Raw genomic sequence first — 18,790 nt, forward strand, 5'->3', positions numbered from 1 at the left:
ACAGCCTTGTGGGGATTGTTATTTTGAGACTTTTGCACAATTGATTATCAATCAGTTGAATATCCTGCCACCAAAAAAGTCAGGTGAAGTTTTTGCCATAAAGCCTGATTTCCATACTTTTGCGCTCCAAATTTCCCACAAGGCTCAACAAGTGCACCGTCCGTTCGGGGCCGCCAGTAGGGAGTAATCGTAACAGATTATCAAAATGCCAAAGGTAAAAACAAACTCCAGCGCCAAGAAGCGCTTCAAGGTGACCGGCAGCGGTGAAATCACCTTCCAGAAAGCTTTCAAACGTCACATCTTAACCAAGAAATCTAAAAAGCGTAAGCGCGCCATGAACAAGAAGGGCGTGGTTGGTGCACCTAACAAGGATTTCGTAATGCGTTTATTGCGTTTGAAATAATCTAATTTAATCATCACCGTTACCGGTTAAAATAATTTTGTATGCCACGTTCTAAAAATGCAGTAGCATCAAGAGCAAGAAAGAAAAGAGTTCTCAAAGCGGCCAAAGGTTTCTATGGCAAGCGTAAAAACGTATATACCGTTGCGAAAAACGTTGTTGAAAAAGGTCAAACCTATTCTTACGTTGGTCGTAAACTGAAGAAGCGTGAATACCGCCAGTTGTGGATTGCCCGTATCAACGCTGCTGTTCGCGAAGAAGGTCTTACTTACAGCCAGTTTATCAATAACCTGAACAAGAAGGGTATTGAGCTGAACCGTAAAGTATTGGCTGATCTGGCGATGAACAACCCAGAGAGCTTCAAGGCCTTGGTTGCTCAAGCGAAATAAGCCGCTGCGCACCTGAAAAAACTTAACCCCGGACTTCCGGGGTTTTTTGTTTCCCATATGTTGCAATAAACTAATTTTGCGCCCTAAACCTACTGATCACCACTAACCGATCTGCGAATGAACAACACCTACACCGATCTGGTGAAACAGACCTTCCACTTTCCACAGGAAGGCTTTGATATCAACGACGATAATAATTTGATGTTTAACGGACTTGATGTCAAGAAATTGATTGAGAAGTATGGCACGCCCATGAAAGTGACCTACCTCCCCAAAATAGGGATGCAGATCAACAAGGCGAAGAAGATGTTCGATGTTGCTTTTAAGAAGCATAAGTATGAGGGCAATTATTTTTATTGCTACTGTACAAAAAGCTCACACTTTTCATTTGTAGTGGAAGAAGCACTGAAGCACAATATTCATTTGGAAACTTCTTTTGCATATGATATAGAGATCATCAATCAATTGTATAAGAAGCGTAAGATCAATAAAGAGATTTCTATTATCTGCAACGGCTTTAAGCAGAAATCATATACCTCACGGATTGCTAAGCTACTGAACACAGGCTTCAAGAATGTGATTCCAGTATTGGATAATAAGGAAGAGCTGCTTGCCTATAAGCGTTCAGTTAAAGTGCCTTTCAAATTGGGTATTCGTGTAGCAGCAGAAGAAGAGCCGAATTTTCCTTTTTATACTTCTCGTTTGGGTATTCGTGCAAAAGATATCCTGGAGTTTTATGTAGATGAGATTGAGGGTTTTGAAGATCGTTTTCAATTGAAGATGTTGCACATTTTCCTGAACAAGGGTATTAAGGATGATATTTATTACTGGTCTGAGTTGAATAAAATCATCAACTTATATTGCCAGTTGAAGAAGATCTGTCCGGAGCTGGATTCGATCAATATTGGCGGTGGTTTCCCCATCAAGCACTCGCTTGGTTTTGAATATGATTATCAATTCATGATTAATGAGATTGTTGGTAATATCAAGCAGGCTTGTAAAAAGGCCAAAGTGCCTATGCCGAATATCTATACAGAGTTTGGTTCATTCACTGTAGGAGAGAGCATGGCCCATATTTATAGTGTTGTAGCACAGAAGGTTCAAAACGATCGTGAGTGCTGGTACATGATTGATTCATCTTTCATCACTACTTTACCAGATACCTGGGGTATTGGTGAGAAATTCCTCATGTTGCCGATTAATAAATGGGACAATGATTATCACCGGGTAGTATTAGGCGGAATTACTTGTGATAGCCATGATTACTACGATTCTGAAGAACATATCAATGAAGTGTTTCTGCCCAAAGTAAACAATAGCGATAAGGAAGATCCGAATAACAAAGAGCCTTTATATGTAGGTTTCTTCCACACTGGTGCTTATCAGGATCAGATAAGCGGTTATGGCGGAATTAAGCACTGTTTGATACCATCGCCCAAACATATCATCATTGAGCATGATAAGAATGGAAAGCTGGTGGATTGGGTGTATGCAAAGGAGCAAACGGCTCAAAGCATGCTCAAGATTCTTGGGTATCTATAATGAATCAACTGAAATATGACGAGTGGCTGTAGGTTCTGCAGCCACTTTTTTATTTTCACCAAAATAAAGACATGAAAAAAATATTCATCCTGATTTGTCTGATAAGTCTTGCTCATTATACACAGGCGCAGTCTGCCACAGACTCTGTAAAGCAAGTGGTGAATCAATTATTCACCGCCATGAAAACTTCAGATCCTGTCTTGTTGCAGCAATGTTTTGCTGATAGCGCTATTCTGCAAACCATTGCCATGAATAAAGAAGGCAAGACGATTGTTCGTAACGAATCTGTTGCTGCTTTCGCTGCAAGTATCAGTAAAGCGCCTGCAGGTGCTTTGGATGAAAGAATTGAATTTGATGTAGTGAAAATCGATGGGGCATTGGCTATTGCTTGGACACCCTATCAGTTCTTCTTGAATGGCAATTTCAGTCATTGCGGTGCGAACTCTTTCCAGCTGGTGCGTTTTAAAGGACAGTGGAAGATTCAATACCTCATTGATACCAGAAGAAGAACAGGTTGTCGTTAATCTGCCGATTCCAGTTCCGCAATATGTTTCTCCAGATCGTGAATATACCTGCCGTATAAACGGTTGAGATACCATTTGGTGAAAAGATAAATACCACCTGCAAGTACAATCAGGTAAACACCAAGAAATACCAGTACCTGCGTAGAAGAAGTGAATACATTACTCACCATCGCTTCCATTTGCGGGTTTTGGTAATTGCTGGTATCCAGATAACTTAAAGAGCCTGCATACACAATACAGATGGGAATCAGGGCCATGGTAAATTGGAAATACCGTTTTACATATTCACGCAGAATGGCTGTGAGTTTTTGTAGACTGCTTTTTACCGGTAATGCATTGCCCTGCAATGCAGTAATGCGTTTCAGCAATACAACAAGAATGGGTAAGAATATCAGGAATAAAACGGAGAATGTACCGAAGTAAATACGCATCACACGCCAGTCGCTGAAAAATGCTTCATACATAAACAGGGCTAAGAATAGGATGGAGGTGATAATCTCAATCCATACACTGCGTTTGAGTTTTGCTAAAACGGATTTTGTTTTTCCCTGCATGGCACGTTCCAGTCCCCACGCTTCCAGCGGTGCTGCCGGTTGTTCCAGGTGTTTGTTCAGGGATGCTTTCAGTTCATCGAGTTCCATGATGATTGTTTTTAGTTGAACTGATAATGTTTTTTACTGTTTTCTTTCAGCTTGGTTTTGATACGGTTCATCTTAACGGCTACATTGTTCGCCGTGATGCCCATCATCTCGCCAATCTGTTGGTAGCTGTAATCTTCCAGATATAACATCACCAAGGCTTTGTCGATCTTCGACAATTCACCGATGGCTTTATACATGGCAATTACTTGTTCTTCGATCTGTGAATCAGCTTCAGTTGCTTTTTCATGTGTGGTATCGTCGTAGACCATTCGTGGCTTTCTTTTGTCCTTACGGAAAAAAGTGATGGCCGTGTTCAGTGCCACACGATACAACCATGTTGAGAACTGCGCTTCACCACGAAAACTTCCATAAGCTTTCCACGCCTGTAAGGTGATTTCCTGAAACAGGTCTTCTCTGTCTGCAGGATTATCCATGTACAGGGTGCACACCTTATGAATGATGCGCTGGTGTTTGTTCAGCAGGTCTATGAATACTTGATCAGGGTTCATTAGTACACAACAGGCTTTACAGTATATCCCTCTTTGCGAAGTAAAGCAATTACGCCCTGATCTCCGCCGAGATGGCCGGCGCCCACTGCAAAAAAGCTGGGTTGCTGCGTTGCAATAGCTTTGATACGAGGTATCCAGCGCAGGTTTCTTTCCGATAATAAAGCTGTTTCGAATGCATCATCCATGCCGCTACCACGCATGAAATGGTACAAACTGTCGATATGTTTCTTTTTGTATACTTCTGTAAGTTGGGTAAATGCCTGTTGAACACTGTCAAAGCGCATGACCATTTTCTGTAGTGCAACAGCTTGGGAGTCGAGTGGCTGTTTATCAATAGCTGCCAATTGTTCTTCAACTTGTTCCAATCCTTTCACAGGAATATTTTTTGTTTTGGCATATTGTATCAATAGCATTTCTGGCTGTACTTGTTCCGCACAGGGCAGTGATTTCAATAGTAACATGGACATGCTCATGAAGGGTTTGAAATTATTCAGCATGGTGAGTGGGACTCCAGTTATTTCCTGAAATTGTTTATTCATTTGCTCAAACTGTGCAGCCGGAAAGTAGGAGGCCATGGGTTTGCTGCTGGCTAAAGATTGCATCATTTTTACCTGCATGCTGGCATCCGTCATATCGAGTTCTTCCACCAATAAACTTGTTCTGCTGAGTTTGGCTTTGATGCTGTCATGAAAATCGAAATCAGTTTTACACATGGCATGAAAAGTGCCAAATACATAGGATGGTTGCTTAAAGTCTTTACCTGAAATCTCCCAAAGCAGAGAGCTCTGTTGTTGAGCCTGTGTGGGCAAAGCGCACACCAGTAAAAAAGCTGAAATAATCACCAGGGGTTTCATTATGAATTATTTTCTGCATCGTTGGTATGCAGTTGCCTGTAATTATTACAGTGGACCCAAAAAATAAGCCCCGTGTAGAAACACGGGGCGATAACCAAAACCAACTGCTTGTCGTGTCAAGCACGACGTATGAAAAGCTTAGATAATTTCAATTGTCTTGGGTGTAACAGTTACTTCAGCCTTTTTGGGCAAGAAGAGTTTAAGTACACCATTGTCATATTTCGCCTGAATGCCATCTGCATTAATTTTTTCATCTAAAGTGAAGCTGCGTTTGAAGCTTTGCAAACGAAACTCTCTCCGCAAGGTTTTGTATTCCTTGTTTTCTTCTGCAGTTTTCTGCTCAAAACTGATTGTAAGCGTATCTTTTTCAACCGCTACTTTGAAATCTTCCTTGTTGCGACCGGGAGCCAACAGTTCCAAGTGATACGCATCACTTGTTTCATGAATGTTTACGGGAATCTGGAAAATGCTACCCTGCATGTCCTTACCCCAATTGGCAGGAAAACCATAGAAGAAATCGTCGAAAATGTTGTTCAGGTTTCTGTGTTGATGTTTCATGATTGTCATATCTAGATGTTTTTGTTTTCATCTTATCCATTCAAATCAGGTACCAAGGCAATTTTTCACTTTTTAGTTGGTCAGGATGGCAATAATATTCGGCTAAAAGTGACATTATGACATTTTCGATTCACGAAAAAAGACTTTATGACTGTTTTTTGCGCTTGATGCAGAAAGGGATAAACAGTAATTTTGTGCAAAATCGATTGATATGTATCCCGCAGAAATAGTACTGCCCATGAAGGCAGAATTGACAGAGGAAGGATTTGCAGATCTGACCAGCCCTGAATCAGTAGAAACCACTTTGCAGCAGCCAGGTACTACCTTGGTAGTAATCAATTCTGTTTGTGGTTGTGCAGCAGGTACTTGCAGACCAGGTGTAGTCATGGCTGTAAGAAATGCCAAGAACCTACCCGACAGACTGGCTACCAGTTTTGCAGGTTTTGATAAAGACGCCGTAAACAAGTTGCGTGAGCATTTGTTACCATATCCTCCATCATCGCCTGCTATTGCGCTGTTCAAGGATGGTCAATTGGTGAGTATGGTTGAGCGTCATCAGATCGAAGGCAGACCTGCACAGGTAATCGCCCAGCACCTGATAAGTGAGTTTGATAAGCATTGTAATTAAGCTTTGTTTTTCATAGATGGGTTAGTAAGTACGAGTCCTGCCTTTTGGCAGGACTTTTTTATTCGCATGTCTTTAACGGCAGGTCTTGGTTAATTGCCTATCATTGCAACTGTATTATTCGAAGGCTTATGTATCCCAATCTCTACTACCTTTTTCAGGACTTATTCGGAATAGAAATTACTGCGCTTAAATTAATCAACAGCTTTGGCTTTTTTGTGGCCCTGGCTTTTATTGCCGGCGCATGGGTACTTACAGCTGAATTGAGAAGAAAGGAAGCAGCAGGCCTTATGTCGTTTACAGAAGAAAAGATTCTGGTAGGCGCACCTGCTAGCATTCAGGAATTGTTAGTGAATGCCCTGATGGGTTTTCTGCTTGGTTATAAGATTATTGGTGCATTTACGATAAAAGATGCACTGGATGATCCGCAATCATTCATTCTATCTGCACAGGGAAATTTACCAGTGGGCATACTGCTGGCTGTTTTTTTTGCAGGATTGAAATGGTGGGAAAAAAACAAACAAAAGCTGGCCAAACCTGAAGAAAGAACCATCCGCATCTGGCCGCACGACAGGGTAGGTGACCTTGTTATCTATGCAGCATTGTTTGGTTTTCTGGGTGCAAAAATTTTTCACAACCTCGAAAATTGGAATGAGTTTGCTGCTGATCCGATCGGTTCTCTGATTGCTTTTAGCGGACTTACTTTTTACGGTGGTTTAATTGTAGCTGGTGTATTCATTGCCTGGCAGGCCCACAAACAAAAGATTGGTATTATTCATCTGGCCGATGCTATCGCACCAGCTTTGATGCTTGCGTATGCTGTAGGTAGAATTGGTTGTCATATTGCTGGTGATGGAGACTGGGGTATTGTGCATGCAGGTGCCAATCCTTACAGTTGGCTGCCAGATCATTTGTGGTCTTATACTTACCCACATAATGTGCTGGGAGAAGGCGTGCCTATTGCAGGTTGCAGCGGCCCTTACTGCAATCAATTGCCACAGCCAGTTTACCCAACGCCATTGTATGAAGTAATTGCTTGTACATTTATTTTCTTCATCCTTTTTGCCTTGCGCAAAAAATTACGCTTACCCGGTCAAATGGCCGGCCTATACCTCATCTTCAATGGTATGGAGCGTTTTGCGATTGAAAAAATCAGGGTGAATACCAAATATGAAGCCTTGCCTTTTCAGCCAACACAAGCTGAATTAATCTCATTGGCATTAATCCTATTTGGCCTTGTGTTGATGTATCTCGCAGGTCAAAAACGCTTTACCAAAAAGCCTGCATAGGCTGAATATGTGGTAATTGTCATTCGGTTTAACCCATTTTGGGGCTAAACACACATTTTTATGTGGTTGTGCATCCTCCTTTTCCTTTGTCTTTTTGTGTCGGTTTGTTGAACCTATCGCAGAACTCTGTGATGAACGGTGTAACAGAATGATCAATAGATCGTCTGATTAGCTGAAAACCAGTCATCCTTGCTTTGCACCGTTCATTATAAAGCCATATACATGGCAATGCATACTACTTAGCTTTGCTATGGATTCAACAAACACTAAAACAACACTTATGAAGACAATATTGACAAAACTGCTGCTCTTAGCCGGATTCTCGGTTCCGGTAGTAGCCATGAGCCAAACGGTTCAGGGAAAAGTAAGTACCAATCAAAAACCTGCAGAATCTGCTTCTGTGGGCTTACTCCGTGCAAAAGATTCTTCCGTGGCCAAACTAGCGGTTACCGATAAGAATGGCGACTATCTCTTCGAAAAAGTAAATGCCGGTAAATACCTGCTTACTGTGCAGCTGGTAGGTCATGAAAAACAGTATTCTCCCGTTTTTGATCTAGCAGCAGGAGCCAATTATACAGCGCCGGTTTTTGCGTTAAAACCCTTGAGCAAAGATCTGGCTGGAGTAACCGTGAGCTCACGCAAACCCATGATTGAGCAAAAAATTGACAGAACAATCGTGAACGTAGAGAACTCTGTAACCAGTGCAGGTAGCAATGCTTTAGAAGTGTTAGAGAAATCACCAGGTGTGAGTGTAGATAAGGATGGTAATATTAGCTTGAAAGGCAAAGCCGGCGTCATGGTATTTATTGATGGCAGACCAACTTATTTATCTGGTCAGGATCTGACGAATATGCTGCGCAATATGCAAAGTAATCAGGTTGAACTCTTGGAGCTTATGACCAATCCGCCCGCAAAATATGATGCTGCAGGTAATGCAGGTGTGATCAATATCAAAACAAAAAAGACCAAGGTTTTTGGCTTTAATGGTAGTGCGAGTGTTGGGTATACGCAAGCTGTTTATAACAGATTCAATGAAAGCCTGAATCTGAACTATCGTAAAAACAAAGTGAATCTCTTTGGTAACCTGAGCCATAATTACCGCAATAATTTTCAGGTATTGGAAATCAATAGAAAGTTCTTCGATAATACGACCAAGGATGTATTGTCACTGTTTACACAATCCACAAGAATGCGTAATCAGGGTAATTCATACAATGGTAAACTGGGGATGGATTATTTCGCAGGAAAGAATACCACTTTCGGTATCGTGGTGAATGGATTCATCAATCCTGGAGAGTTCCGCAGCAGCAGTGTGATTGATATTGCTAATCCATCCAATGTGTTGCAACGTCAGACCGTATCTGGAAATATGAGTGAGCAGGAATGGAAACATTTTGGTACTAATTTGAATTTCCGTCACGTATTGGATACAACCGGTAAAGAAATCACTGCTGATTTGGATTATCTCCGTTACGATGCTACCAATACACAAGAATTGATCAATAGCTATTTCAATAATGTGGGTGTACCCATCTTCAGACCAGATACTTTGCTGGGTAATTTGCCACAACAGATCAAAATTTATTCTGCGAAAGTTGATTATGTGCAGCCCATGAAAAAAGGTGCCAAGCTGGAAGCTGGTTTGAAAACCAGTTTTGTACAAACTGATGCCAATGCCATTTACGATACAGTATTAAACGGTCAATTGCGCAGAGATGTAGGCAGAAGTAATCACTTTGTATATGAAGAACAGATTCATGCTGCTTATGTCAACTATTCAAAGCAGTTAAGTCCTAAGTGGAGTGGTCAGTTGGGTTTACGTCTTGAGCAAACTGTAGCAAAAGGGCAGCAATTAACAACTGGTGAAACGTTTACCCGTGACTATGCACAGCTTTTCCCAACCGTGTATGTACAATACACTGCGAATAAGAAAAACAGTTTTGTATTGAATTATGGCCGCCGTATCCGCAGACCTGATTATGAAAGCCTGAACCCATTTGTAGAGTTTCTAGACAGATATACATATGAGAAGGGTAATCCTTATCTGCGTCCACAATTCAGTCATAATGTTGAATTAAGTCACACCTTCATGGGCTTCTTAACAACTACACTGAATTATACCAATACAACAGATATCATTCAGCAGGTTTTGGAGCAGCATTCAGATAAAAATGAAACATTCGTAAAGCAGGCCAATATTGCATCACAGCGTCAGTATGGTATTTCAGTAAATGCGTTTAATCAGTATACCAAATGGTGGAGTGGCAATATCTATGTGAATGTTTACAATAATGAGTTTAAGGGTATCATCAACAATGATTATGTGACTATTGGCAATACAACAGCGATGGTTAATGTGTCTCAGCAATTTAAGTTCAATAAAACCTGGAGTGGTGAGTTGAGTGGTTTTTACAGATCAGAAGGTATTGAAGGTGTGTTCAGAATTGGTGGTTTTGGTATGGTGAATGCTGGTGTATCCAAGCAGGTGATGAAAGGAAAGGGTAGTGTTCGATTGAATGTGCGTGATATCTTCTGGAGTCAACGTATCAATGGTAAGAGTCGCTTTGGAACAATTGATGCCAACTTTCATCAATACAACGATAGCCGTTTTGTGAATCTTTCATTCACCTATCGCTTTAGCAAAGGAAAGGTTGGTAACACACAGCGTAAGCGTGGTGGTGCATCAGATGAACAAAGCAGGGTAAGTATTGGGAATAATTAATGCATCTACTAACATAAGCTTAACACCGTTCATACAAAAACACTTTGCTTATAGCAAAACAGAACAGACATTTGCATTATCAACTTAGTTTTTTTCTCATGTGCATTATATAGGAAAGCGGCCCCGATGTCTATCGGGGCTTTTTCTTTTACCTTTGCCAAAATTCCATTTATGCCTTCATTTGATATTGCCAGCAAGGTTGACCTGCAAACCCTGGATAATGCCATCAATACGGTAAAAAAAGAAATCGCCAACCGCTTCGATTTCCGGGATTCTCCTGTGTCCATTGAACTGGATAAAAAGAATTATCTGGTTAAGCTGGAAGTGGAGAGTGATATGAAGATGAAGCAAGTAATCGATGTATTGATCAGCAGGGCCATGAAACAGGGAATCGATGCGGCGGCATTCAATTTTGATAAAGATGCTTTCCCCAGTGGCAAAGTGGTGAAAAAAGAAGTGCCTGTTCGTAATGGACTGGCTCAGGATGATGCAAAGAAAATCGTCAAGCTGATCAAGGACAGTGGCCTAAAAGTGCAAGCAGCCATTATGGACGATATTGTACGTGTTACAGGTAAGAAAATCGATGATTTACAAGAAGTTATCGCAAAATGTAATGGTGCAAACCTGGGCCTGCCGCTGCAATATGTGAACATGAAGAGCTGATAAAGCCTTGAAAATCTGCATTTTTTTGGTTGTCAGCCTGCAAAATCCTACTTTTGCCATCCAAAAATTTTATAACAGTACGGCAAAACCCGTGCGACCTTAAAAAATTCATTATGAAGCAAGGTATCCATCCAGAAAGTTATCGTTTCGTTGTCTTCAAAGACATGAGTAACGGTCATGCATTTTTGAGCCGTTCTACTGCAAATACTAAAGAAACCATTCAGTGGGAAGATGGCAATGAGTATCCATTGGTAAAATTGGAAATCTCCAGCACATCACACCCTTTCTATACTGGTAAGAACATGCTGGTAGATACAGCAGGTCGTATCGACAAGTTCAAGAAGCGTTACGAGAAGAAGAAGTAATTCCTTCAAGAGATATAGTATCCCTCCGCAAAATGCGGGGGGATTTTTGTTTATTTGATGATAAATCCCGCATTATGAAACTGGACATATTGGCTTTTGGTGTACACCCGGATGATGTTGAGTTGGGCTGTGCCGGTACATTGATGGCTGCAAAGGCTGAAGGGAAAAAAATTGGCGTGATTGATCTTACTGGTGGTGAACTGGGTACAAGGGGAACTATTGAAACCAGAAAAGTGGAAGCTGCCAATGCTGCCAAAATCATGGGACTTGATGTTCGGGAGAATTTGGGTATGGCTGATGGCTTTTTTCAGAATGATGAAGCACACCAGCGTTTGGTGATTACTGCCATCCGCAAATACCAACCAGAACTTGTTTTGTGTAATGCGCCTGAAGACAGACACCCTGATCATGGCAGAAGTGCCAAGCTTGTCTCTGATGCTGCTTTCTTATCAGGATTGAGGAAGATTATTACGCATGATCATGCAGGCCAGATTCAGGAAGCCTGGCGCCCCAAATATGTGTTTCATTATATACAAGATCGTTTTATTCAACCCTCATTTGTGGTTGATATTTCTGCGCATTATGAGCAAAAGTTACAGGCAGTTCTTGCGTATACAACGCAGTTCAACGCAGTTGATGATCAGGGTGAGCCGCAAACCTATATTTCCTCACCTCAGTTCTTAGATTCTGTGCGTGCCCGTGCATTAATGCTTGGAAAACGTATTGGTGTTGAATACGCAGAAGGCTTTATTTCTGAAAAAGTTTTGGGCATCAGCAGTTTTGATGCATTTATTCAAAACGTAACTTAAGTATTAGCTTTTGGGTGCACTAATCAATCCAAAAACTTCGGCATTTTTCCTTGGCTGTATTGAATTGTAACAGGGCGTGAAATCTACTCTTTCAAAATAGCGGCTAAACAGAGTTGTATAATCACGTACATCACCACCAAATGGTGGGCCGCCCTCAAATTCACGGTTAAACCAGACGCCAGCAATTTTTCCACCCGGCTTCAGTAATGATGCCATTTTTTTGGCATAAGCTTCTCTTAAATCTGGTAATAAGGCGCAGAAAAAAGTTTGCTCAATAATTCTGTCAAATTGCCTATCCAAGTCAAAGAAATCCATACAGATAATCTGTAATCCTTTGTCTAACCATTGTGCGTGATTTTTTTGCAATCTCTCTGTAACAACGGTTGAAATATCCACGATGGTTACATTGGTAAACCCTTGTTCCATCAGATAAATTGCTTCATAGCTGTTACCACCACCTGGAATGAGTATGGATAGATCTTTATTGGTTAACTGATCAAAGTAGGTTTTCAGTGGGTCAGCCACATGACCAATATCCCAGCCTGTATAACCGCTTTCATATCGTTCATCCCAGTAGGATTGATCCAGCTTAGTTACCATGCGTATTGCGTTTTCTGGGAATGAGGTGCAGATTGGTTTGTCGGCCTCCGATATAACGGAATCCCTTTTCATCAAAATAGCCATCTTGTTCCAGCATGATGCGTATTTTCTTTTTCCATTCAGGGATCATGTACTCAGAATTTAACTCAATAGAATAAGCAGTTCTATAATGCATGGGAAAATCACCGCTACCCGGAACACCTTTTTGTTGATCCCACATGCCAATCGTTGGGCCGGATGCATGACCGTGAAAACCGATAGGGTGGGTATAGATACTGGCAGTAATATTCTCTTTAGCACATTGTTGCAATGCTTCTTTTAATATTTGGTTACCTGTTTTGCCTGCAGCGAACTGGTTGGTTAAAATATCTTGTACACGGTTGGATTGGGCAAATGCTCTTTTGATAGATTCAGGCACATCTTTTTCTCCTGGAAGTAGCACATAAGCGTGTTCCTGTATATCTGTATTCAAGCGCAGATAAGTGATGCCTATGTCAACATGGAGCAGATCGCCGGGGCGTATCACATCATCTTTTGGTCTATTGCTAAAAGCACGCAGGTGTTCAAAATTTTCAGGGTCATTGCGCTGTACGGCAACAGAAGGATGAAACCAAGTATCTAATCCTAAATTGCGGATGCGCTGACGAAACCACCAAACCAGATCATCAGTTGTGGTAATGCCGGGCATAATTACTTTCTCTGAGAAGCCCTCATCAATAATTTGGTGTGTGAACTGAATCAATTGAGGATAGAGCATCATTTCACGCTCTGTTCTAGTTTCTAACCAACGAACTGCCAATTTCTCTGCAGAAACAACTTTAGCCTGTTGCTCCTTGGATAGTTTCTCCATAAACTCTTTCTGCTCAGTATACGTGAGTCCATCTGCATGTCCATAATCAGTAGAATAATTCAGTGCAATTTTTTGTGGATTTCTTTGCTGAATGATTTGTACCAATGCATCCCATTGGTTAGGATATTTTTCAATATCCCATGCTGCTTTGATATGCTCGCCTACATTATAACGAGCAATAGCCAGCTTTTCAAAATTGCCTGTGCCAGCATTATTATAGAACACCAATATCGTACGTCTTCTTGCAGATAGCCAGGTAGATGGCAGGAAGGTTTTAATTACAGGATCTTCATTGTATTCTCTGGAAATGATGACCCACATATCAATTTTTTCTTCCTGCATGAGTTTTGGCAGGAGCTGGTTGATGCGTTCACCAAGTAGTTCATCAACAACGCGACTTTGTTCTCTTACACTGAGGATTTGTTGTGCATGTGTAGTAGCTGCTAACATCAACATTGCAGCAATAAAAAATTTTCTCATGGAAGAAGTTTGTTCTTAAAGATAGGGGGAAATAAAATGTGCCGGCTTGATTCCGGCACATTCCACACTGTCCTAAACAACCTGTCTGTTATGAAAAGAAACTATTAACAGGTAACAGCGTAATGCTGTGGTGTAAAATTCAGCTAGAACAGCGGCCTTAACAATGATGTTTGTCATTGTTGTTGATATTGTTGTGTAATATATTCCTGATGGGGAATCATAAACTGAATAAGTGTATCCAGATCGATGCCGGCTCTCGCACAAGCATCTGCCACATCTTCACGGGAAACTCCGGCTGCAAATGTTTTGTCCTTCAATCTTTTTTTGACACCTTTTACATCCATGCCTGCATAGCCTCCAGGACGCATGAGTGAGTAAGCATGCAAAAAGCCCGATAGTTCATCGAATGCGTAGAGCATCTTATCCAAATCAGTTACCGGCTCCACGCCAAAATGGGCAGGACCATGGCTTGCAATGGCGTGAATCAATTCCGGATCTATCTGACGGTTTTCCAATTCTTCGATAATCTTACTGCAGTGCAGATCAGGCCATTGATCCCAGTCGGCATCATGCAGCAAACCGGCCATTTCCCATTTCCATTGTGTTTGCGCATCGGCATCCAATTTTTCTTTGGCCCAGGCACGTAATAAATAACCTACCTGACGCATGTGTAATTGCAGCCTGGGATTTGGTACCCAACTCAGCAATAAGGATTCTGCTTCCTCTCGGCTGAGTAGTCTGCCCAGATTAGCTGGATTTCCGAATGTTTGCCTGTTCAATAACATTGACATAACATATTGATTATCTGATCAGTAAATTGCCTTTGTCGAATATCCGTTATTTCCTCAAAAAAAAGCCCTGATTTTATTTACCTAACACTTGTTAGCTTATTTTTGCGCACTGAAAATAACGATTATGCATTTCCAACTTACTGAAGAACAAATGATGATCCAAAAAGCTGCCCGTGATTTTGCGCAGCAGGAATGTTTGCCCGGTGTTATTGAACGCGATGAAAAGCAGCAATTCCCAAAAGAGCAGGTAATGAAGCTGGCAGATCTGGGTTTCATGGGTATGATGGTAGATCCCAAATACGGTGGAAGTGGATTGGATACCATGAGCTATGTATTGGCGATGGAAGAAATTTCTAAAGTGGATGCGAGTACCAGCGTATGTATGAGTGTGAACAATAGTTTGGTAAGCTGGGGGTTAGAAGCATTTGGTTCTGAAGAACAAAAACAACAATACCTCACGCCAATTGCCCAGGGCAAGAAAGATGGCGAATTATATATTGGTGCGTTTTTACTCAGTGAACCTGAAGCTGGTAGTGACGCTACTTCACAGCGCACTACTGCTGAAGATAAAGGCGATTATTATCTGCTTAATGGTACTAAGAACTGGATTACAAACGGTTCATCGGCTTCTGTTTATCTGGTGATGGCGCAAACCGATGCTGCTAAAGGCAGTAAGGGGATTAACTGCTTGATTGTAGAAAAGAATTGGCCCGGCGTTACAGTTGCAGCCAAAGAAAATAAAATGGGTATCCGTGGTAGCGATACACATACCATCATGTTTACTGATGTAAAAGTGCCTAAGGCTAACCGTATTGGTGAAGATGGCTTTGGTTTCAAATTTGCCATGAAAACACTTGCCGGTGGTCGTATTGGCATTGCTGCCCAGGCTTTGGGTATCGCCAGTGGAGCTTATGAACTGGCATTGGCTTATAGCAAGCAGCGTAAAGCTTTTGGTAAGGAAATTATGCATCATCAGGCCATTGCCTTCAAATTGGCAGATATGGCTACACGTATTGAATGTGCTCGTTTGCTTTGCCTGAAAGCTGCATGGGAAAAGGATAATGGTATTGACTATACCTTGAGCTCTTCAATGGCTAAGGTATTTGCATCAGAAACTGCCATGTGGGTAGCCACAGAAGCTGTTCAAATTCATGGTGGTTATGGATTTGTGAAAGAGTACCATGTGGAGCGTCTCATGCGCGATGCAAAGATTACCCAGATTTATGAGGGTACTTCTGAAGTACAGCGTATCGTTATTTCCAGAAGCATCTTACAATAATTATAAGTTACTATACTTTTGAAAGCATGCAAGCTAGTCTTGCATGCTTTTTTTCTTAGTGCAAGAGGTAAGTGTGTATTTTCGTCATCTATGCAGTCTAGGTTTCTTTTGCTGATATTATTATCCTTTTGCTTGCGCACAACAGCATCAGACAGTTTGGTAACTGCACTTTTGCAGCGTGTGGCTGCTCTGCAAGTAAAACAATATGATGCTTTTCCCGCAGGTGCGTTTCCTTCTTACAGAGCATATGCATTGAATCAGCGGATAGAAAAAGCAGATGTCAATCCTTTCTTTACTGGATTGATTGTTTTTACACTAGATAAATTCAGACATCAATTTAATCCGGGACAAAAGGCAATAGCTGATAAGATAATGCGTGATGCTTTGCCGATGTTTAAAAAATTTGAAAGCCCCAATCATCCGCATATATACAATTATTGGCCAACGGATACAGTCAGGGTTTTTCCGAATGGAGGTTGGTTGAACTGGTTTGATAAAAAGCATTCTCTTGCAAATGATCTTGACGATACTGTCATCTTGTTGATGGCCATGAATAGTGATTCTTCAATAGCTGCATACGTACATAACTATATGCAGGCATTTGTCAATACACCACAACGTCCAATACTGAATACTAAAAAACACCTTGCAGGTCTTGGGGCCTACTCAACTTGGTTTGGAGTTAAAATGCCGATTGATTTTGACATTTGTGTACTTAGCAATGTATTGTACTTTGTTCAGTCGTATCAATTAAAATGGACACAGGCTGACAGTGCTACACTTCAAGTACTGACGCATGCCATCGACCAGAAAGATTATCTAACTGATGGTGCATATGTTTCACCCCACTATGAAAAACCAGCTATCTTTTTGTATCACTTAGCCAGATTGATGTCGGTAAAACCGATTCCTGTTTTGGAAGAGAGAAAGGCACAATTAATTGAACAAGCTAAAACGCTCCTGGATAAAACGCACTCGCCCATGGAGGGGATCCTGCTGAGCACGGCATTATTAAGATGGGGACAAGATCCAGCTTCACTAAGAACAATAGAAATTCAATCCCTCTCAAAAGATATTGAAGACGCCGACTTTTCTTTTTTTATCGCCAATATGGCTAGTTTCCTGCCAGCCCCTTGGAAAAGGATCATCGGCAATAGCCGAATTGGTTATTTCCGATATTATTGCCCTGCCTATAATTATGTATTGTTTCTAGAGTATTTGATGCTTAACCGTTAGCACCCTTTTGTTGATGGGCATTAGTTTGTTTTCAATGCTTGTATAGTCGCTGTACATTTGCAATTCAATGTCTGAGTATGCCGGTTGATTTAATTACGTATAAGCAAATTCTTGAATCCCTTGGATCGGTGGTTTTGGTTGCAGTAAGCAAGACCAAACCCAATAGCGATATTGAAGCACTTTATGCTGCTGGACAGCGAGATTTTGGCGAGAATTATGTACAGGAGCTGGTTGACAAACAAGCTAGCCTGCCGGAAGACATCCGTTGGCATTTTATTGGTCATTTGCAGAGCAATAAGGTTAAATACATTGCTTCTTTTGTTCACCTGATTCATGGTATTGACAGCATCAAGCTCTTGCAGGAAGTGAATAAGCAAGCGATTAAAGCCAATCGGGTTATTGACTGCTTACTACAAATGCACATTGCGCAGGAAGAAACCAAATTTGGTTTGGATGAGGAAGAACTCAACAATATCTTGGATCAGCTACATGCGTTTCCTCATGTGCGTGTACGTGGTTTGATGGGGATGGCATCATTCACAGAAAATCAGGAACAGGTAAAAATGGAGTTTTCACTGTTGAAAAATTATTTCGATACAGCAAAAGCTAGATTGGCATCACCCGAGTTCGGTACTTTGAGTATGGGTATGAGTGGTGATTATGCATTAGCTATCGAACAGGGTAGTACACTGGTTAGAATAGGCAGCTTGTTATTTGGCGCAAGACAGTATCAATAAACTGCACCTTGAGTGGCTATTAGAAATCCCTTTTTAGTTACCATATTTTTTGATGCCTGATCCCATAAAAGTGGGTTGGTGTGATTGAAGTGAATAAAACAAACTTTGCTTGATAAAGCTGCAGGTATCAATTGCATAGTTTCCTGTACAAAGGGGTGGGGTACTTCTCGGATATTCCGATAAGCCAATTCCTCAGCAGATAAAAAAGTAGCGTCTAGAAAAGCAAGCTCATGTTGTGCAACCAGTTCTTGAACTGGAATGAGCATCTTCTCCCATTTATCTGTATCAGGAATAAAGAGGTAACGTTTGTTCTTGCTTTGCAAAGAGAAACCAGCCGTTTCTGAAAACTCATCTCTATGCGGCACTGTCATTGCACGAAAACGCCAGTTATCCGATAAATTAACCAGACTATCTGCTGTAATAGGTGCAATTGAAATATTATTTAGCTGTACCAATTGAGACCATGGCCCATTTGCTTTCAGGAAAGCAGCCATTTTAGGCAGTACATATACAGTAACTGCTTTTGTATTCAATGCTTCTCTTCCTAATTGCATCAATCCTGTATAATGGCCCATATGCGCGTGTGAAAGCAGGATTCCCTTTGGAAGGAATGGGTAACGTCCCTTGGTTTTTTCTTGAAACAAGTGCAGCTGTGCTTTGATATCCGGTGTTGCTTCTACCAACCACCATTGATTTTCTTTTGGATCTACCAAGGCTAATGAAACAACATATCGTTGTGCTGCCGGGTTTTTCCATGCAAGACTGCAGCATTGTCTATTGCACCCAATATGTGGATAGCCACCATCCTGGGCAGTTCCTAATACCATTACATAGGGAGTGTCCTGTGCAGCAACATGTAGCTGTGTAAACAGTATGCATAGAATTGTAAGCAGACGCATATGAAAATCCCGCTCCGAAGAGCGGGAT

General features: G+C 41.3%; 21 protein-coding genes. 13 read left to right on the top strand and 8 right to left on the bottom strand.

What is annotated here, in order from left to right:
* Positions 1 to 205 precede the first annotated feature (205 nt).
* The 4 genes from rpmI (at position 206) to J0L83_03045 (ending at position 2,855) form a co-directional block, all read left to right on the top strand.
* Complete coding sequence (gene rpmI, locus J0L83_03030; GenBank protein ID MBN8663516.1) at positions 206 to 403, top strand: 50S ribosomal protein L35; 198 nt, start codon at positions 206 to 208, stop codon at positions 401 to 403.
* 41 nt (positions 404 to 444) lie between these two features.
* Positions 445 to 789 (top strand): 50S ribosomal protein L20, encoded by a 345-nt coding sequence (gene rplT / locus J0L83_03035; GenBank protein MBN8663517.1) that lies wholly within the window; start codon positions 445 to 447, stop codon positions 787 to 789.
* A gap of 117 nt (positions 790 to 906) precedes the next feature.
* Positions 907 to 2,331 carry an arginine decarboxylase gene (locus J0L83_03040; protein ID MBN8663518.1) on the top strand — a complete coding sequence of 475 codons (1,425 nt, stop codon included), beginning with the start codon at positions 907 to 909 and terminating at the stop codon, positions 2,329 to 2,331.
* A gap of 71 nt (positions 2,332 to 2,402) precedes the next feature.
* Positions 2,403 to 2,855: a nuclear transport factor 2 family protein gene (locus J0L83_03045; GenBank protein ID MBN8663519.1), complete on the top strand. Its 453-nt coding sequence runs from the start codon at positions 2,403 to 2,405 to the stop codon at positions 2,853 to 2,855.
* Here J0L83_03045 and J0L83_03050 read toward each other — a convergent pair.
* From J0L83_03050 to J0L83_03065, 4 genes are all read right to left on the bottom strand, one after another.
* The gene (locus J0L83_03050; GenBank protein MBN8663520.1) at positions 2,852 to 3,496 is read right to left on the bottom strand and encodes a hypothetical protein; all 645 of its coding nucleotides are present in this window, start codon (positions 3,494 to 3,496) and stop codon (positions 2,852 to 2,854) included. The two genes, J0L83_03045 and J0L83_03050, sit on opposite strands and share 4 nt — an antisense overlap.
* A gap of 11 nt (positions 3,497 to 3,507) precedes the next feature.
* Complete coding sequence (locus J0L83_03055; protein MBN8663521.1) at positions 3,508 to 4,005, bottom strand: RNA polymerase sigma factor; 498 nt, start codon at positions 4,003 to 4,005, stop codon at positions 3,508 to 3,510.
* Positions 4,005 to 4,859 carry a TraB/GumN family protein gene (locus J0L83_03060; GenBank protein ID MBN8663522.1) on the bottom strand — a complete coding sequence of 285 codons (855 nt, stop codon included), beginning with the start codon at positions 4,857 to 4,859 and terminating at the stop codon, positions 4,005 to 4,007. The genes J0L83_03055 and J0L83_03060 overlap by 1 nt, the downstream gene beginning before the upstream one ends.
* A gap of 138 nt (positions 4,860 to 4,997) precedes the next feature.
* Positions 4,998 to 5,426 carry an Hsp20/alpha crystallin family protein gene (locus J0L83_03065; protein ID MBN8663523.1) on the bottom strand — a complete coding sequence of 143 codons (429 nt, stop codon included), beginning with the start codon at positions 5,424 to 5,426 and terminating at the stop codon, positions 4,998 to 5,000.
* A 202-nt stretch (positions 5,427 to 5,628) separates the two neighbouring features.
* Here J0L83_03065 and J0L83_03070 point away from each other — a divergent pair, with 202 nt between their 5' ends.
* The 6 genes from J0L83_03070 (at position 5,629) to bshB1 (ending at position 11,890) form a co-directional block, all read left to right on the top strand.
* Positions 5,629 to 6,045 carry a BrxA/BrxB family bacilliredoxin gene (locus tag J0L83_03070; GenBank protein MBN8663524.1) on the top strand — a complete coding sequence of 139 codons (417 nt, stop codon included), beginning with the start codon at positions 5,629 to 5,631 and terminating at the stop codon, positions 6,043 to 6,045.
* 128 nt (positions 6,046 to 6,173) lie between these two features.
* Positions 6,174 to 7,331, top strand: a complete 1,158-nt coding sequence (locus J0L83_03075; protein ID MBN8663525.1) for a prolipoprotein diacylglyceryl transferase — start codon at positions 6,174 to 6,176, stop codon at positions 7,329 to 7,331.
* Positions 7,332 to 7,611: 280 nt separating this feature from the next.
* Complete coding sequence (locus tag J0L83_03080; GenBank protein ID MBN8663526.1) at positions 7,612 to 10,053, top strand: TonB-dependent receptor; 2,442 nt, start codon at positions 7,612 to 7,614, stop codon at positions 10,051 to 10,053.
* 171 nt (positions 10,054 to 10,224) lie between these two features.
* Positions 10,225 to 10,716, top strand: coding sequence for a YajQ family cyclic di-GMP-binding protein (locus tag J0L83_03085; GenBank protein ID MBN8663527.1), 492 nt, complete (start codon positions 10,225 to 10,227; stop codon positions 10,714 to 10,716).
* A 113-nt stretch (positions 10,717 to 10,829) separates the two neighbouring features.
* A complete protein-coding gene (locus J0L83_03090) occupies positions 10,830 to 11,081 on the top strand; it encodes a type B 50S ribosomal protein L31 (GenBank protein MBN8663528.1) in 252 nt (83 codons plus the stop codon).
* A gap of 74 nt (positions 11,082 to 11,155) precedes the next feature.
* A complete protein-coding gene (bshB1, locus tag J0L83_03095) occupies positions 11,156 to 11,890 on the top strand; it encodes a bacillithiol biosynthesis deacetylase BshB1 (protein MBN8663529.1) in 735 nt (244 codons plus the stop codon).
* Positions 11,891 to 11,893: 3 nt separating this feature from the next.
* On the opposite strand, the gene J0L83_03100 is transcribed toward bshB1, so the two are convergent.
* The 3 genes from J0L83_03100 to J0L83_03110 form a co-directional block, all read right to left on the bottom strand.
* Positions 11,894 to 12,490: a methyltransferase domain-containing protein gene (locus tag J0L83_03100; protein MBN8663530.1), complete on the bottom strand. Its 597-nt coding sequence runs from the start codon at positions 12,488 to 12,490 to the stop codon at positions 11,894 to 11,896.
* Complete coding sequence (locus J0L83_03105) at positions 12,480 to 13,820, bottom strand: M24 family metallopeptidase (GenBank protein ID MBN8663531.1); 1,341 nt, start codon at positions 13,818 to 13,820, stop codon at positions 12,480 to 12,482. Before J0L83_03105 ends, J0L83_03100 begins: the two co-directional genes overlap by 11 nt.
* Before the next feature lie 173 nt (positions 13,821 to 13,993).
* A complete protein-coding gene (locus J0L83_03110; protein MBN8663532.1) occupies positions 13,994 to 14,611 on the bottom strand; it encodes a hydrolase in 618 nt (205 codons plus the stop codon).
* Between the two features lie 124 nt (positions 14,612 to 14,735).
* On the opposite strand from J0L83_03110, the gene J0L83_03115 reads away from it, so the two are divergent.
* From J0L83_03115 to J0L83_03125, 3 genes are all read left to right on the top strand, one after another.
* The gene (locus tag J0L83_03115) at positions 14,736 to 15,890 is read left to right on the top strand and encodes an acyl-CoA dehydrogenase (protein ID MBN8663533.1); all 1,155 of its coding nucleotides are present in this window, start codon (positions 14,736 to 14,738) and stop codon (positions 15,888 to 15,890) included.
* A gap of 252 nt (positions 15,891 to 16,142) precedes the next feature.
* The gene (locus tag J0L83_03120) at positions 16,143 to 17,126 is read left to right on the top strand and encodes a hypothetical protein (GenBank protein ID MBN8663534.1); all 984 of its coding nucleotides are present in this window, start codon (positions 16,143 to 16,145) and stop codon (positions 17,124 to 17,126) included.
* Between the two features lie 77 nt (positions 17,127 to 17,203).
* On the top strand, positions 17,204 to 17,863 hold the full coding sequence (locus J0L83_03125; GenBank protein MBN8663535.1) for a YggS family pyridoxal phosphate-dependent enzyme: 660 nt from the start codon (positions 17,204 to 17,206) through the stop codon (positions 17,861 to 17,863).
* On the opposite strand, the gene J0L83_03130 is transcribed toward J0L83_03125, so the two are convergent.
* Positions 17,857 to 18,762, bottom strand: coding sequence for a hypothetical protein (locus J0L83_03130; protein MBN8663536.1), 906 nt, complete (start codon positions 18,760 to 18,762; stop codon positions 17,857 to 17,859). The genes J0L83_03125 and J0L83_03130 overlap by 7 nt on opposite strands.
* Positions 18,763 to 18,790: the final 28 nt, after the last annotated feature.

Source organism: Chitinophagales bacterium, assembly GCA_017303835.1.
Taxonomy (GTDB): Bacteria; Bacteroidota; Bacteroidia; order Chitinophagales; family Chitinophagaceae; genus JAFLBI01.